The organism is Streptomyces avidinii, assembly GCF_045161815.1.
Classification (GTDB): Bacteria; Actinomycetota; Actinomycetes; order Streptomycetales; family Streptomycetaceae; genus Streptomyces; species Streptomyces avidinii.
In genome coordinates this window covers 7,748,621-7,761,583 of sequence record NZ_CP108863.1, presented here as the reverse complement: position 1 = coordinate 7,761,583, position 12,963 = coordinate 7,748,621, and the positions used below count along the sequence as shown (strand labels likewise).

Annotated in this window: 15 protein-coding genes; 6 read left to right on the top strand and 9 right to left on the bottom strand. The window is 73.2% G+C overall.

Features of this window, described 5'->3' with window-relative positions:
* Nucleotides 1-151: 151 nt before the first annotated feature.
* Complete coding sequence (locus tag OG373_RS35060) at nucleotides 152-520, top strand: hypothetical protein (protein ID WP_405442609.1); 369 nt, start codon at nucleotides 152-154, stop codon at nucleotides 518-520.
* On the top strand, nucleotides 517-1,089 hold the full coding sequence (locus OG373_RS35055) for a TetR/AcrR family transcriptional regulator (protein WP_405442607.1): 573 nt from the start codon (nucleotides 517-519) through the stop codon (nucleotides 1,087-1,089). The genes OG373_RS35060 and OG373_RS35055 overlap by 4 nt, the downstream gene beginning before the upstream one ends.
* A 27-nt stretch (nucleotides 1,090-1,116) precedes the next feature.
* Here the strand turns inward: OG373_RS35055 and OG373_RS35050 are convergent, their stop codons facing one another.
* Nucleotides 1,117-2,307, bottom strand: a complete 1,191-nt coding sequence (locus OG373_RS35050; RefSeq protein WP_405442606.1) for an acyl-CoA dehydrogenase family protein — start codon at nucleotides 2,305-2,307, stop codon at nucleotides 1,117-1,119.
* A gap of 126 nt (nucleotides 2,308-2,433) precedes the next feature.
* On the opposite strand from OG373_RS35050, the gene OG373_RS35045 reads away from it, so the two are divergent.
* Nucleotides 2,434-2,988, top strand: coding sequence for a DinB family protein (locus OG373_RS35045; RefSeq protein WP_405442605.1), 555 nt, complete (start codon nucleotides 2,434-2,436; stop codon nucleotides 2,986-2,988).
* Between the two features lie 66 nt (nucleotides 2,989-3,054).
* Complete coding sequence (locus OG373_RS35040; protein WP_405442603.1) at nucleotides 3,055-3,741, top strand: hypothetical protein; 687 nt, start codon at nucleotides 3,055-3,057, stop codon at nucleotides 3,739-3,741.
* Between the two features lie 21 nt (nucleotides 3,742-3,762).
* Here OG373_RS35040 and OG373_RS35035 read toward each other — a convergent pair whose 3' ends face one another.
* Genes OG373_RS35035 through OG373_RS35025 form a run of 3 tightly spaced genes read right to left on the bottom strand, consistent with a single transcriptional unit; the run spans nucleotide 3,763 to nucleotide 6,078 of the window.
* Nucleotides 3,763-4,320 carry a hypothetical protein gene (locus OG373_RS35035; RefSeq protein WP_405442602.1) on the bottom strand — a complete coding sequence of 186 codons (558 nt, stop codon included), beginning with the start codon at nucleotides 4,318-4,320 and terminating at the stop codon, nucleotides 3,763-3,765.
* A 22-nt stretch (nucleotides 4,321-4,342) separates the two neighbouring features.
* Nucleotides 4,343-5,179, bottom strand: coding sequence for a class II fructose-bisphosphate aldolase (locus tag OG373_RS35030; protein ID WP_405442601.1), 837 nt, complete (start codon nucleotides 5,177-5,179; stop codon nucleotides 4,343-4,345).
* A complete protein-coding gene (locus OG373_RS35025) occupies nucleotides 5,176-6,078 on the bottom strand; it encodes an SIS domain-containing protein (RefSeq protein ID WP_405442600.1) in 903 nt (300 codons plus the stop codon). The genes OG373_RS35030 and OG373_RS35025 overlap by 4 nt, the downstream gene beginning before the upstream one ends.
* A 210-nt stretch (nucleotides 6,079-6,288) precedes the next feature.
* Between OG373_RS35025 and OG373_RS35020 the strand changes: the two genes are divergently transcribed.
* Complete coding sequence (locus OG373_RS35020; protein WP_405442599.1) at nucleotides 6,289-7,068, top strand: DeoR/GlpR family DNA-binding transcription regulator; 780 nt, start codon at nucleotides 6,289-6,291, stop codon at nucleotides 7,066-7,068.
* Between the two features lie 60 nt (nucleotides 7,069-7,128).
* Here the strand turns inward: OG373_RS35020 and OG373_RS35015 are convergent, their stop codons facing one another.
* The 4 genes from OG373_RS35015 to tdh form a co-directional block, all read right to left on the bottom strand.
* Entirely contained in the window at nucleotides 7,129-7,428 is a 300-nt protein-coding gene (locus tag OG373_RS35015; protein WP_405442598.1) for a hypothetical protein, read from the bottom strand.
* 113 nt (nucleotides 7,429-7,541) lie between these two features.
* A complete protein-coding gene (locus OG373_RS35010) occupies nucleotides 7,542-8,456 on the bottom strand; it encodes a LysR substrate-binding domain-containing protein (protein ID WP_405442597.1) in 915 nt (304 codons plus the stop codon).
* A 48-nt stretch (nucleotides 8,457-8,504) separates the two neighbouring features.
* Nucleotides 8,505-9,713 (bottom strand): glycine C-acetyltransferase, encoded by a 1,209-nt coding sequence (locus tag OG373_RS35005; RefSeq protein WP_397737679.1) that lies wholly within the window; start codon nucleotides 9,711-9,713, stop codon nucleotides 8,505-8,507.
* A 122-nt stretch (nucleotides 9,714-9,835) separates the two neighbouring features.
* Entirely contained in the window at nucleotides 9,836-10,864 is a 1,029-nt protein-coding gene (gene tdh, locus OG373_RS35000; protein ID WP_405442594.1) for an L-threonine 3-dehydrogenase, read from the bottom strand.
* Between the two features lie 212 nt (nucleotides 10,865-11,076).
* Between tdh and OG373_RS34995 the strand changes: the two genes are divergently transcribed.
* The gene (locus OG373_RS34995; RefSeq protein ID WP_405442593.1) at nucleotides 11,077-11,985 is read left to right on the top strand and encodes an alpha/beta hydrolase fold domain-containing protein; all 909 of its coding nucleotides are present in this window, start codon (nucleotides 11,077-11,079) and stop codon (nucleotides 11,983-11,985) included.
* Between the two features lie 27 nt (nucleotides 11,986-12,012).
* Here the strand turns inward: OG373_RS34995 and OG373_RS34990 are convergent, their stop codons facing one another.
* Nucleotides 12,013-12,750, bottom strand: a complete 738-nt coding sequence (locus OG373_RS34990; RefSeq protein WP_405442592.1) for a class I SAM-dependent methyltransferase — start codon at nucleotides 12,748-12,750, stop codon at nucleotides 12,013-12,015.
* Between the last annotated feature and the right edge of the window lie 213 nt (nucleotides 12,751-12,963).

The window sequence follows — 12,963 nt, the reverse complement described above, 5'->3', positions numbered from 1 at the left end:
CGAGATCCGCATGCCTGCACAGCAGCCGAGGGGACCGGACTCCTCCACTCACCTGCGGCCGTCGTCTACAGTCACATAGCCCGACTACACGAATGTAGTCGGGCTATGAGGTCACCGCCCGGTCCGCCCACTTACAGGGGAGCCGCCCACCATGGCCCTCCCGAGCCGCCCGCCGCACCGCCGCGACTGCCGGCGCCTCGTGATGACGACCCTCGCCGCCCGAGCCCCTCACCGTGCGGCGTGGCCGGCCGCCATCCTGTTCGCTCTGCTCACCACGCCGATCGCGGCCCGTCTCGGCACTCCCCACGCCTGGGAGCAGACCGTTCACCGGTGGGCGGTGGACCTCCGCTCGCCGGCCGTCGCGACCGTGTTCCGCGCCATCACCTACGCCCTCACCCGGCTGATGGCAGCCGACGCGCCGATCCGCGCGAGCCGCGTGCAACCCGCGCACCCGCAGACACGCACCTCCACACGCGGGACCGGCGAACACCGGCCCCTGACACCCCTGGACGGGAGATGACCAAGCACCCCACTCACGCGCTGATCGTGGCCGCAGCGCTGCCGCTCGTCGTCAAGCACGGCGCCTCGGTCACCACGTCGATGATCGCCCGAGCCGCAGGGATCACGTCATCGGCGGTGTTCGGGGCGTTCCCCGACAAGGGGTCCCTGCTCGACGCCTGCGCAGCCGAGGCCGTCCGGCCCGACGAGGCGGTCGCTGCCCTCACCCGGATCTCGCTGAGCCAGCCACTCGAAACCCGTCTGGCAGCGGCCGCCGCAGTTCTGCACAGCTACACGGTCCGCGTGCACCTCGTCGCCGACACGCTGCCGCGGGCCCACTCCTGGCCGCCTGACGAGCCGACGAAGAACACCGGCCGCCACGCACGATCCGAAGCCGACCTCGCGTCGCTCCGGGAGGCACTCACGGCCCTGTTCGAACCGGAACGCGACCATCTCCGGCTGCCCCCGGAACACCTCGCCGGGGTCTTCCAGTCGATGGTCCTGGCCGCCGCCCTCGCCGGCCCCGCCCCCATGCCGCCCACCGAGGACCTGGTGTCGCTCCTCCTGTGGGGCGCACTCTCCGGACCCTGACAGATCCGGAATCCGCGTGACGCACCCTCAGCGGCGTACGCGGGGCATGCCCAGGCCGATCCAGGAGATGATCTCGCGCTGGATCTCGTTGTTGCCCCCGCCGAAGGTGAAGATCACGGCGCTGCGGTAGCCGCGTTCGAGTTCGCCGTGGAGGACCGCGCCCGCGGAGCCGTCCTTGAGGGAGCCCGCCGCGCCGACGATCTCCATCAGCCAGGCGTAGGCGTCGCGGCGGGCCTCCGAGCCGTACACCTTGACCGCCGAGGCGTCCTGCGGTGTGAGGGTGCCGGCCTGGACGGCGCCCACCATCTGCCAGTTGAGGAGCTTCATCGCGTCGAGCCGGGCGTGGGTGCGCGCGAGGCGGCCGCGGACCCAGGAGAGGTCGATGACCCGGCGCCCGTCGGCGAGTTTCGTCGCCGCGGCCCAGCGCTGGACGTCGTGGAGGGCCCGGATGGCCATGGTGCCGTGCGCGGCCAGGGTGACCCGTTCGTGGTTGAGCTGGTTGGTGATCAGGCGCCAGCCCTTGTTCTCCTGGCCGACGCGGCGGTTCGCCGGTACGCGGATGTTCTCGTAGTAGCTGGCGGTGGTGTCGTGCGAGGCGAGGGTGTTGATGAGGGTGCAGGAGTAGCCGGGGTCCGAGGTCGGGACGAGGAGCATGGTGATGCCCTTGTGGGCAGGCGCGCCCGGGTCGGTGCGCACGGCGAGCCAGACCCAGTCGGCTGTGTCCCCGTTGGTCGTCCAGATCTTCTGCCCGTTGACGACGTAGGTGCCGGTCTCCTCGTCGCCCTCGCGGACGGCCTTGCACCGGAGCGCGGCGAGGTCGGTACCGGCGTCGGGCTCGCTGTAACCGATGGCGAAGTCGATCTCCCCGGCGAGGATCTTCGGCAGGAAGTACGCCTTCTGCTCGTCGGTGCCGAACTGCATGATGGTCGGCCCGACCGTGTTGAGCGCCATCAGGGGCAGCGGGACGACGGCCTGTGCGGCCTCGTCGAAGAAGATGAACTGGTCCATCGGGGTCATCCCGCGACCGCCGTACTCCTTGGGCCAGCCCACCCCGAGCCAGCCGTCGGCGCCGAGCCTGCGGATGGTGTCGCGGTAGAAACGCTTCTGGGCGGCCGGGTCCTCGTAGCGGGCGTAGACGTCCTGCGGCACGAGCTCGGCGAAGTAGGCGCGCAGCTCGGTGCGCAACTGCTGCTGCTCAGGCGTGTATTCGAGGTGCACGGCCCCTCCGGGAGTCTCGCGGTCCAGCCGGTCGCTGTAGTGGCGGCGGTCAGAGTAGAACCTGTTACAAGAATTCGGAAGGACCCGCGAGCCGGCTGTTCGGGCCCGCCGTTCATACTCTCGACCATGACGAGCCCACGCAGCAGAGCGGAATTCTTCGTCGAACCCGAGCGGGACGGCCGCTTCAGCAGCCCCGCGACCGGGGACGAACGGCGGATGCTGGCCGCCTTCCTGGCGGACCACCGCGTCACCCTTCAGCTCAAGTGCGTCGGACTGGCGGAGGAGTTGGCCCTGCGGTCGGTGGAACCGTCCACGCTCTCCCTGCTCGGACTGGTCCGGCACCTGGCCGACGTGGAGCGCCGCTGGTTCCGGCAGGTCCTGGCGGGCGAGGACGCGCCGCCGCGTTTCTCCTCGCCGGACGACCCCGACGGGGATTTCGACGGAGCCCTGTCCGCCGATCCCGCGGCGGTCGAGGCGGCCTGGGAGGCCTGGCGCGCCGAGGTGGCCTTCGCCGAACGGTTCGTCGCCGAGGCACCCGACCTGGACGTCGAGGCCGTCGACGCCTGGCGCGGGAAGGTGTCGCTGCGCTGGGTGCTGATCCACATGGTCGAGGAGTACGCGCGGCACAACGGGCACGCCGACCTGCTGCGCGAACGCATCGACGGGGCCATCGGCATCTGAGCCCCGCCCGCCTCAACTCCGCTAAACGCCGGTGTGGTTGGGCCGGCTGCCGCACAATGGGCGGATATGGAAATCGACGCATGGCGCCGCGAGGACCCCGAGTTCACGCGGGCGGTGACGCAGATCCACGAGCCGGGCGCGCTGCCCGTCGACGCCGGGGTCCCGGCCCGGCACGCGTACTGGGAGCTGCTTCCGGGGGACGTACGGGCACGGCTGCTGGAGAAGGCCGGTCGCTGCCTGACCTGGTGGGCCGGGCCGAATTCCGACGGGCGCCCCTCCGCGGTGGTCGTCGGGGACCGCGGGCTCTGCCGGGTCGGCGAGGTGCAGCAGGGCGAGGTGGCCGAGTTCCGCGGGCAGCGGGCCCGCGTCGAGCCGGGTTCGCTGAGCAGCCGGACCTTCGACGGGCGGCCCGCGCCGGACGGCCGGGCCGCCGCTCCGGGCCTGCCGGGGGCTCCGGTGCTGCGGCTGGACCTGGTACCGGAGGCGCAGGGCGTGCTCGGCCATTTCCCGCTGCCCGTACAGGACTTCCTGCAGCGCCCCTTCCTCGGCGGGGACGCCCGCGTCACCGCGGACTGGTACTACGACGAGACCGTCGAACCCGGGCGGACCACCTGGTTCGTCGTCCTCGTGCTGTCCACCGACCGCGACCTGGCGCTCGCGGAGGGCACCCGGACCCTGGACCGGAGCGCCCGCCCGGACCGGGCCGAGTGGCACGGGATCCAGTGCCACCGGGCCCGACTCACACCACGCTGATCCCCCGGCGACGCCCGACCGTCAGGTGTAGAGGTACATGATGTCGAACTGGACGAGGTCGCGGGCCGTGTCGAAGAGGTACCGGCCCGAGGGACTACCCTCCCGTCCCGTTTCGTTCGCGTAGGCGTCGAAGCCCGGGCTGTGCTGCCAGGCCGCGGCGGGAACGTACTGCTTCAGCGCGTCGGGCAGCTCGGGCAGCGCGGACGGCGCGGCGGGCGCGGCGGGCGCGAAGGCGTGCTCTGGCCGGCCGGTGATCGCGGCCGCGCCGCCGGCCGACAGGTGGGCGACGCCGACCAGGCGGACCCGGGAGTCGGGGCCCGGGATGCTCCGGTCGCCGCCGCCGGACTGGTCGATGTCGTAGCCCAACCAGTGCGCGTCGGTCAGCTCGCCGAGGATCAGTCGGAGCCGCCGGTTCAGCGGCTCCGTGTCGGTACGGACCTCGGCCTCGGACGGCCGGGTCCGCCCCGGCCACAGGAGATACGTCAGGCCCGCGCCCGCCGTCAGCAGCGGGAGGCCGGCGATCAGCAGGAACCGGCGGCGGTCCGTGTGGCCCTGCTGGTGCACCGGCTCCACGCTCATGATCGCCGCCTCCCGTCGTCCGTCAGTTCAGGGCGCCGATCATAGCCGCGGCCGTCACCGTCATCGCCGTACGGGCGGCCGTCAGGTACGGCCGCGGGTCCGCCGGGGTCAGGTGGGTGCGGATGGCTTCGGTCATGGCCACATTGAGCGCGGTGCCGATGTTGACCTTGCGGATGCCGCCCGCGACGGCCGCCGCGAGTTCGGCGTCCGGCAGGCCGGAGGAGCCGTGCAGGACGAGCGGCACGTCCACGGTCTTGGCCAGCCGGGCCAGCAGCACGTGGTCCAGGGCCGCGGTCCGGCTGGTCATCGCGTGGCTGCTGCCGATGGCGACGGCGAGGGCGTCGACCCCGGAGTCGGCGACGAACCGCCGGGCCTCGTCGGGGTCGGTACGGGCGCCGGGCGCGTGCGGATCCAGCGGCGCGGCTCCGTTCTTGCCGCCGACCTCGCCCAGCTCGGCCTCGATCCACAGCCCGTTCGCGTGCGCCCAGTCGGCGGCGGAGCGCGTGGCCTCCAGGTTCTCGGCGTACGGGAGCTGCGCGGCGTCGTACATCACCGAGCTGTACCCCGCGTCACAGGCCCGCCGGAGGAGTTCGGGGCTCTTGACGTGGTCGAGGTGCAGGCCGACCGGGACCGCGGCGGCCTCCGCGCAGGCGACGGCCGCCCGGGAGATGGGCAGCAGCTGACCGCCGCGGAACTTCACGGCGTTCTCGCTGAGTTGGAGGATGACCGGCAGGCCGGCCGCCTCGGCCCCGGCGACCACGGCTTCGGCGTGCTCCAGGGTGATGATGTTGAAGGCGGCGACGGCCCGGCCGGCCGTGGCCGCCTCCAGGACGAGGTCTCCCGCGGCGACGAGGCTCATCGGACCGCCTCCTCGCCGGTGGTGAGGACCACCGAGCGGGTGAGGTTGCGCGGCGCGTCCGGATCCAGCTGCCGGTGGGCGGCGACCGCGAGGGCGAGGCGGTGGACGCGGACCAGTTCGGCGAGCGGGTCGAGTCGCCCGGGCACCCACTGGGCACCGGTGGCGCGCACCTGTTCGGCGAGCCCGTCGGGAGCCTCGTCGAGCGACCAGGTGACGGTGCCGGGTGCGGCGACGCTGATCGGCCCGTGCCGGTACTCCATCGCCGGGTAGGACTCGGCCCAGGACAGCGAGGCCTCGCGCATCTTCAGCGCGGCCTCGTCGGCCAGCCCGACGCTCCAGCCGCGCCCGAGGAAGGTGAACTGCCCGCGGCCGGCGACCGCGTCGGGGAGCGGCTCGACGAGGGCGGTGCGGGCGTCGGCGACCACGGCGGCGGTGTGCAGCCCGACGTGGGCGCGCAGCAGGGTGAGGGCGGTGGTCGCGAACCGGGTCTGCACGACGGACTGTTCGTCGGCGAAGTCGAGGACGACGAGCTCGTCCGCGGCCGTCATCACCGGGGTCGCCGGATCGCCGACGACCGCGGTCGTGGGCACACCCGCGTCCCGCAGCCCGGCCAGCAGGTCCAGTACCTCGGTGGTGGTGCCGGACCGGGTCAGGGCGACGACCCGGTCGTAGCGCCGGTGGCGCGGGAACTCCGAGGCGGGGAAGGCGTCGGTCTCGCCCTGTCCGGCCTCCTCGCGCAGCACGGCGGCCGCCCGGGCCATGTAGTACGAGGTTCCGCACCCGACGATCGCGGTGCGCTCCCCCGACTGCGGGAGGACCGCCCGCCGGGCCGGGGCCAGTTCGGCGGCCCGCTCCCAGCATGCGGGCTGCGTGCCCAACTCGTACGCGACGTGACTCATACAGGCTCCCTCGTGCGACAGACGGGTCTGGATGGTGAATACGTGACTGCGTGACCGTGTGAATGCGTTTTCCTGCAAGGTAGCGGCCTGTTTCACGCAACTTCAAGCATCAACGGGTCGATCGGCTGAGTTAGTGTCGCCGGGTGGGCCGGTGGCGGCCGTCGAAAACGCCGTGGAACGAATGTCGCAGAACACCGAAGGGGGCGGCCGATGACCCGCAAGGAGCGCTGGCAGACGCTGCTGGACCTGCTCGTGGAGCGGGGCGAGCTGGAGGTGGAACCCGCCGCCGAGGCCCTCGGCGTGTCCGCCGCGACCATCCGCCGCGACCTCGACCAGCTCGCCGAACAGCAGCTGCTGGTCCGCACGCGCGGCGGAGCGGTGCTGCACGGGGTCTCGTACGAACTCCCGCTGCGTTATCGCACCTCGCGCCGCGCCGCCGAGAAGCGCCGGATCAGCGAGGCGGTGGCGGCCCTGATCGCGCCGGGCGAGGTGATCGGCCTGACGGGCGGCACGACGACCACCGAAGTGGCGCGGGCCCTGGCGGGACGCCCGGACCTGGCCCAGGGCTCCCCCGCGCTCACCGTGGTGACCAACGCCCTCAACATCGCGGGCGAGCTGGTGATCCGTCCGCAGTTCAAGATCGTCCTGACCGGTGGCGTGGCCCGCCCCCAGTCCTACGAGCTGACGGGCCCGCTCGCCGAACAGGTCCTCGGGCAGCTCGCGGTGGACACGGCGGTGCTGGGCGTGGACGGCTTCGACCCCACGGACGGCGCGGCCACCCGCCACGAGGACGAGGCTTCGGTCAACCGCCTGCTGTGCGAACGCGCCCGCCGGGTCGTCATCGCGGCCGACTCCAGCAAACTGGGCGTCCGGGCCTTCGCCCGTATCTGCGCGACCTCACAGGTGGACATTCTGGTGACGGACACGGGCCTGACTCCGGCGGTGGCCGGGGCGTTCGGGGCGCGAGGAGTGGAAGTGGTACGGGTGTGAGGGCCCACAGGGCCGGCGCGGCGCGGCGGGAGCCTCGGCCGGCCCCCTCTGCCGACCCCCTCAGCCGGTCCCCTTGCCAGCGGCCTGCGCCCGGCGCCGCAGGAGCCCCCTGATCAGCTGCGCGGTCAGGATCGGCCCCTGCACGGCCAGGCCGCAGAGAGCGACGACGATCTGCCCGAAGGCCAGTCCGGTGAGCAGCACCGCCCCGGCAAAGCCGTCGGCCAGATCGAGCCGGGCGTCGGTCCGTTCGGCCCCGCCCTCCCCGCTCCGGGCCTTGGCCCAGGAGGAGCGGAGAGAACCCGCGAGCTGCAACGCGGCGAGGGCCAGCAGGGCGAGGGTGCCCCAGAGAGGTATCTGCACGGGCAGAAGCTATCCCGGCGGGTCGGGCGGCGGCCGGACCGGCCCCCCGCTTCGACCGTCCGTGCTCCCGCCGGCGTGCCCCTCGAGGCCGCGCCACGCGACCCGCCGGCACCTCAGTGCGTAGGCAGGCGTTCCGACTCGCGGACCAGGGCGGCCAGGACCGGGGCGATCAGCGGGTGGGTCTCGGCGCCGCGGCGGGTGGCGGCGAAGACGCGCCGGGTGGCCGCCGGGCCCGTGACCGGGCGGACCTGGACCTCCTTGAGGTCCATGCCCCGCAGGGCCGACCGCGGTACGAGGGCCACTCCGGCCCCCGCGCCCACCAGGGCCGTCACCGCGCGGAAGTCGTCCGAGGAGTGCACGAACCGGGGCGCGAAGCCCGCCAGTTCGCAGGCGAGCAGGGTCACGTCGTGGCACGGGTTGCCGGGGTACTGGCCCACCCAGTCCGCGTCGGAGAGGTTCGCCAGCGCCACGGCGGGCAGGTCGGCCAGCGGATGCCCCGAGGGCAGGACCGCGTCGAAGGGTTCCGCGTACAGCGGGAGCACGGAGAGCCGCGCGTCGTCGGCGCCCGGGCCGCCCCGGTACTCGACCGCCAGCGCGAGGTCCGCCTCGCCGTCCAGCAGCAGCGGCAGGCTCTGGTCTCCCTCCGCGTCACGGACCCGCAGCCGGATGCCCGGCTGTTCGAGGGCGAGCCGGGCGATGGCCGGGGCCAGTACCTCCGCGATGCCCGTCGCGAAGGCGGCGACGGTGACCTCACCCGCCGAACCGCCCGCGTACGCCGCGAGTTCCGCCTCCGCGCGCTCCAGCTGCGCGAGCACCTCGTGGGCGTGGCCGAGCAGGATCTCACCGGCCGCGGTGAGCCGTACGCCGCGCCCGCTGCGCGTGAGCAGCACGTGGCCCGTCTCCTGTTCCAGCGCCGCGAGCTGCTGGGAGACGGCGGACGGGGTGAGGTACAGGGCTGCGGCCGCGGCGGTCACCGTACGGTGGTCCGCCACGGCCCGCAGGATGCGCAGCCGGCGGGGGTCGATCACCCCACCATTGTCTCAGGGCGCACAGGTCCCTCAGACCTCTCGCCCCCCTCAGACCCCGGCGGCCTCGAGGGCGGCGCGGGCGTCGATGAAGGCGGCCACCGCGCGCTCGACGTCGGCCGTCGAGTGGGCCGCGGAGAGCTGGACGCGAATGCGCGCCGCGCCCATCGGGACGACCGGGTAGGAGAAGCCGATCACGTACACGCCGCGCTCCAGGAGCAGCTCCGCCATCCTGGCCGCCTCCGCCGCGTCGCCGATCATGACCGGGGCGATGGCGTGGTCGCCGGGCAGGACCTCGAAGCCGGCCTCGGTCATCTTCGTACGGAAGAGCGCGGTGTTGGCGGCGAGGTGCTCCCGCAGGTCACCGGCCGACTCCAGCAGGTCGAGGACCTTGAGGGAGGCCGCCGCGATGACCGGGGCGAGGGAGTTGGAGAAGAGGTACGGGCGCGAGCGCTGGCGCAGCAGTTCCACGATCTCGGCGCGGGCGGCGACGTAGCCGCCGGAGGCGCCGCCGAGGGCCTTGCCGAGGGTGCCGGTGATGATGTCGACGCGGTCCATGACGCCGTGCAGCTCGGGGGTGCCCCGGCCGCCGGGGCCGACGAAGCCGACGGCGTGCGAGTCGTCGACCATGACCATGGCGTCGTAGCGCTCGGCCAGGTCGCAGATCTCCGCGAGCGGGGCGACGTAGCCGTCCATGGAGAACACGCCGTCGGTGACGATCAGCTTGCGCCGGGCGCCGCCCTCGGTGGCTTCCTTCAGGCGGGCTTCGAGCTCGGCCAGGTCGCGGTTGGCGTAGCGGAAGCGGCGGGCCTTGGAGAGGCGGATGCCGTCGATGATCGAGGCGTGGTTGAGGGCGTCGGAGATGACCGCGTCCTCGGCGCCGAGCAGGGTCTCGAAGACACCGCCGTTGGCGTCGAAGCAGGAGGAGTAGAGGATCGTGTCCTCCTGGCCGAGGAAGGCCGAGAGCCGCGCCTCCAGCTCCTTGTGCACCTCCTGGGTACCGCAGATGAACCGGACGGAGGCCATTCCGTAGCCCCAGCGGTCCAGGGCTTCCTTCGCGGCGGCGACGACCTCGGGGTGGTCGGCCAGGCCCAGGTAGTTGTTCGCGCAGAAGTTGAGCACCTCACCGGCAGCGCCGCCCGAGGTGACGGCGACGGCCGCGTTCTGCGGGGTGCCGATGACGCGCTCGGGCTTGTGCAGGCCGGCGGCGCGGATCTCGTCGAGGGTGGAGCGCAGGTCCTCGCGGACGGTGTCGAACATGTGCGGTTCTCCTTGTGCGGCGGCGGAGGGCGACGAGGGAGGGGGCCGGACCCCGCGGAGGGGGGAGGGTGTGCGGGGCCCGGCCCGGAGGGAGATGGTTCGGTGGGTGGCGGGAGGGGCGGTTACGCCGTCCAGTCCAGGATGATCTTGCCGCTGCGGGCGGTCGACGCCTCGTCGAAGGCGGCCTCGAAGTCACGGTGCGAGTAGCGGCCGGTGATGACCGGGCTGAGGTCGAGCCCGCCCTCCAGCAGCACGGTCATCGCGTACCAGGTCTCGAACATCTCGCGGCCGTAGATGCCCTTGATCGTGATCATCGAGGTGACGACCTTCGCCCAGTCCACCGGGAACTCCTGCGCGGGCAGGCCCAGCATGGCGATCCGACCGCCGTGCGTCATGTTGTCGATCATGTCGCGCATGGCCTCGGCGCGGCCGGACATCTCCAGGCCGACGTCGAAGCCCTCGCGCAGGCCGAGCTTGGTCTGCGCCTCGGCGATCGAGGACTCGGCGACATTGACGGCGAGGGTGGCGCCCGCCTTGCGGGCGATCTCCAGCCGCTCGGGGCTGACGTCGGTGATGACCACGTTGCGCGCGCCGGCGTGCCTGGCCACGGCCGCCGCCATGATCCCGATCGGGCCGGCGCCGGTGATCAGCACGTCCTCGCCGACCATGGGGAAGGACAGGGCCGTGTGCACGGCGTTGCCGAAGGGGTCGAAGATCGCGGCGACATCCAGGTCGACGGCGGTGCGGTGCACCCACACGTTCTGGGCGGGCAGGACCACGTACTCGGCGAAGGCGCCGTCGCGGCCGACCCCGAGGCCGATCGTGCTGCGGCACAGGTGGCGGCGGCCGGCCAGGCAGTTGCGGCACTTGCCGCACACCAGGTGGCCCTCGCCGCTGACCAGCGCGCCGATCTCGATGTCCTGGACGTCCGCGCCCAGCGCCGCGACCTCGCCGACGAACTCGTGGCCGAGGACGAGGGGGGTCTTGACCGCGCCCTGCGCCCAGCCGTCCCAGGCCCGGATGTGCAGGTCGGTCCCGCAGATGCCGGTGCGCAGCACCTTGATCAGCACGTCGCCGGGGCCGTACTCGGGCTCGGGGACGTCCATGAGCCACAGGCCGGGTTCTGCCTTGTGCTTGACGAGTGCCTTCATGGGGTGGCTCCAGGCATGCGGAAGGGGACGCCGCGGGCGGATGGACCCTAACGGCGGCGGTGACGTGCACCAATCTGCCGATCGGCGCGGTGATCAGTCCATCGAGACTTTCTTAAGCGGGTCGACAGCGCAGCTTCACGCCTATGCTCCTCCCGTAATGGGGAAGGGGCTCGCGCCGGCGACGGCGCGGGGAAAAAGGGGAGGTGAGGGGCGTGCCGAGTCTGCGCAGCAGGGCGCTGTCGGCGGCGCTGATCGCGGCGGGACGGCGAAGACGGTTCGCGAGCGCCGAGGCGGTCCGGGCCCGGGTGGCGCAATCCGCCCGCCGGCCGGCCTCCCATCTGCCGCCGCGGTCGCTGGGGCGGGTCGCGGACATCTCGCGGACCTTCGTCGGGGCCTGGCCGGTGTACGACGTCTCCCCGGTCGGGGCGGAGCCCTCGGCCCACGTGCTGTACGTGCACGGCGGCGGCTACATCCACGAGCTGGTGCGCCCGCACTGGGCGCTGATCCGGACCCTGGTCACCCGCGCCCGGGCGCGGGTCGTCGTACCCGCGTACATCCTCGCCCCGCGCGGTACCGCCGACCGGACCGTGCCGGTCGCCGCCGACCTGCTGAGCGGCCTGATCGCGAGCGGTGGCTCCGCCGGGACGGTGCTCATCGGGGACTCGGCGGGGGCCGGGCTGGCGCTGGCGGCCGCGCAGCGGCTGCGTGACCGCACCGGGGACCAGCCGTCCCGGATCGTACTGATCTCGCCCTGGCTGGACGTGACCATGAGCCATCCGGACCAGGCGGCCATCGAGGCGGCCGATCCGCTGCTGGCGCGCCCGGGCCTGCTGGAGGCCGGGCGGCTGTACGCCGGGACCCTGGCCGCCGACGACCCCCGGGTGAGCCCGCTGCACGGGGGCTTCGCCGGGCTGGCGCCGATGACGGTGTTCACCGGGACCCGGGACGTGCTGACCACGGACAGCCGGGAGCTGCTGCGCCGGGCCCGCGCCGACGGGGCCGAGGTGGAGTTCCACGAGGAGGCGGGGCTGCCGCACGGGTACCCGCTGCTGCCCGTGCCCGAGGGCCGGGCGGCGCGCGAGCGGATCGTCGAGCTGATCAGGGCGACGGCGGCGCTGTGAGGGCACGGCGGTAGCTGCCGGGGCCGGCTACGCCGTGCAGGTCATCAGGGAGCTGATCGGCCAGGCACGGTACGCCGTCCAGTACGCCTCGTCCCGTACGGCGTCGGCGGGCGGGGTCCGGTTCGGCTGCCAGCCGACGGTGACGAAGCCCGCGTCGACGGCGGCCTCGGCGAGGTCGGCGTGGGCCCATTCGCGGATCTCGAAGGGCACCGGCGGCTCGGTCAGGAAGTGCGCCTTGAGCAGCGGCGCGTCGCCGTCCGGGACCCGGTCGAGGATCCGCACCCCGTACGGGGACCAGTCCACGCCCGGGTACGCCCCCGCGTTGGGCACGATGGCGAGCAGCCGCCCGCCCGCGCGCAGGTTGGCGCGGACGGACCGGAACATCGCGTGCAGGGACCTGCGGTCGGGCGCGTAGCTGAAGACGTACGCGGCGGTCGCGAGGTCGAAGGGGCCGAGGTGGGGCAGGCCGGTGGCGTCGGCGACGTGGTACTCGACGTCCGGCCGGTCCTTCGTCGCCTCGTGCTCGCGGGCCTGGCGGATCATCTCCTCCGAGACGTCGACGCCGACGGTCCGCCGGGCTCCACCGCGGGCCAGCAGCCGGGTGTTGTATCCGTATCCGCAGGCCAGGTCGAGGGCGTCGAGTCCGCGCACCCCGCCGAGGGCGTCGAGGGCTCCGTGCAGCGTGTAAATGTCGGCCGCGGAGAAGGCCGCCGTGCTGGTGGACTCCGCGTAGCGCTCGCCGATGGTGTCGTACTGGAACCGCATGCTCTGCCTTCCGGGGGCCTGCCGGGGGTGGGACGCCTGCGTATCGTGCCCCGCGGCGCGTCCGGGGGGCGGTCCGCACACCCGTGCGTCCCCCGGACGAGGGAAACGGTCGGCCGATCGGCCGGGGCCGAGCCCCGGATACCGCGGGACCGGCCGGGATGCAGGGGTCGGCGCCGAGGGCGCATCCTGGCTGTGTGATGGCGAGAGCGGACA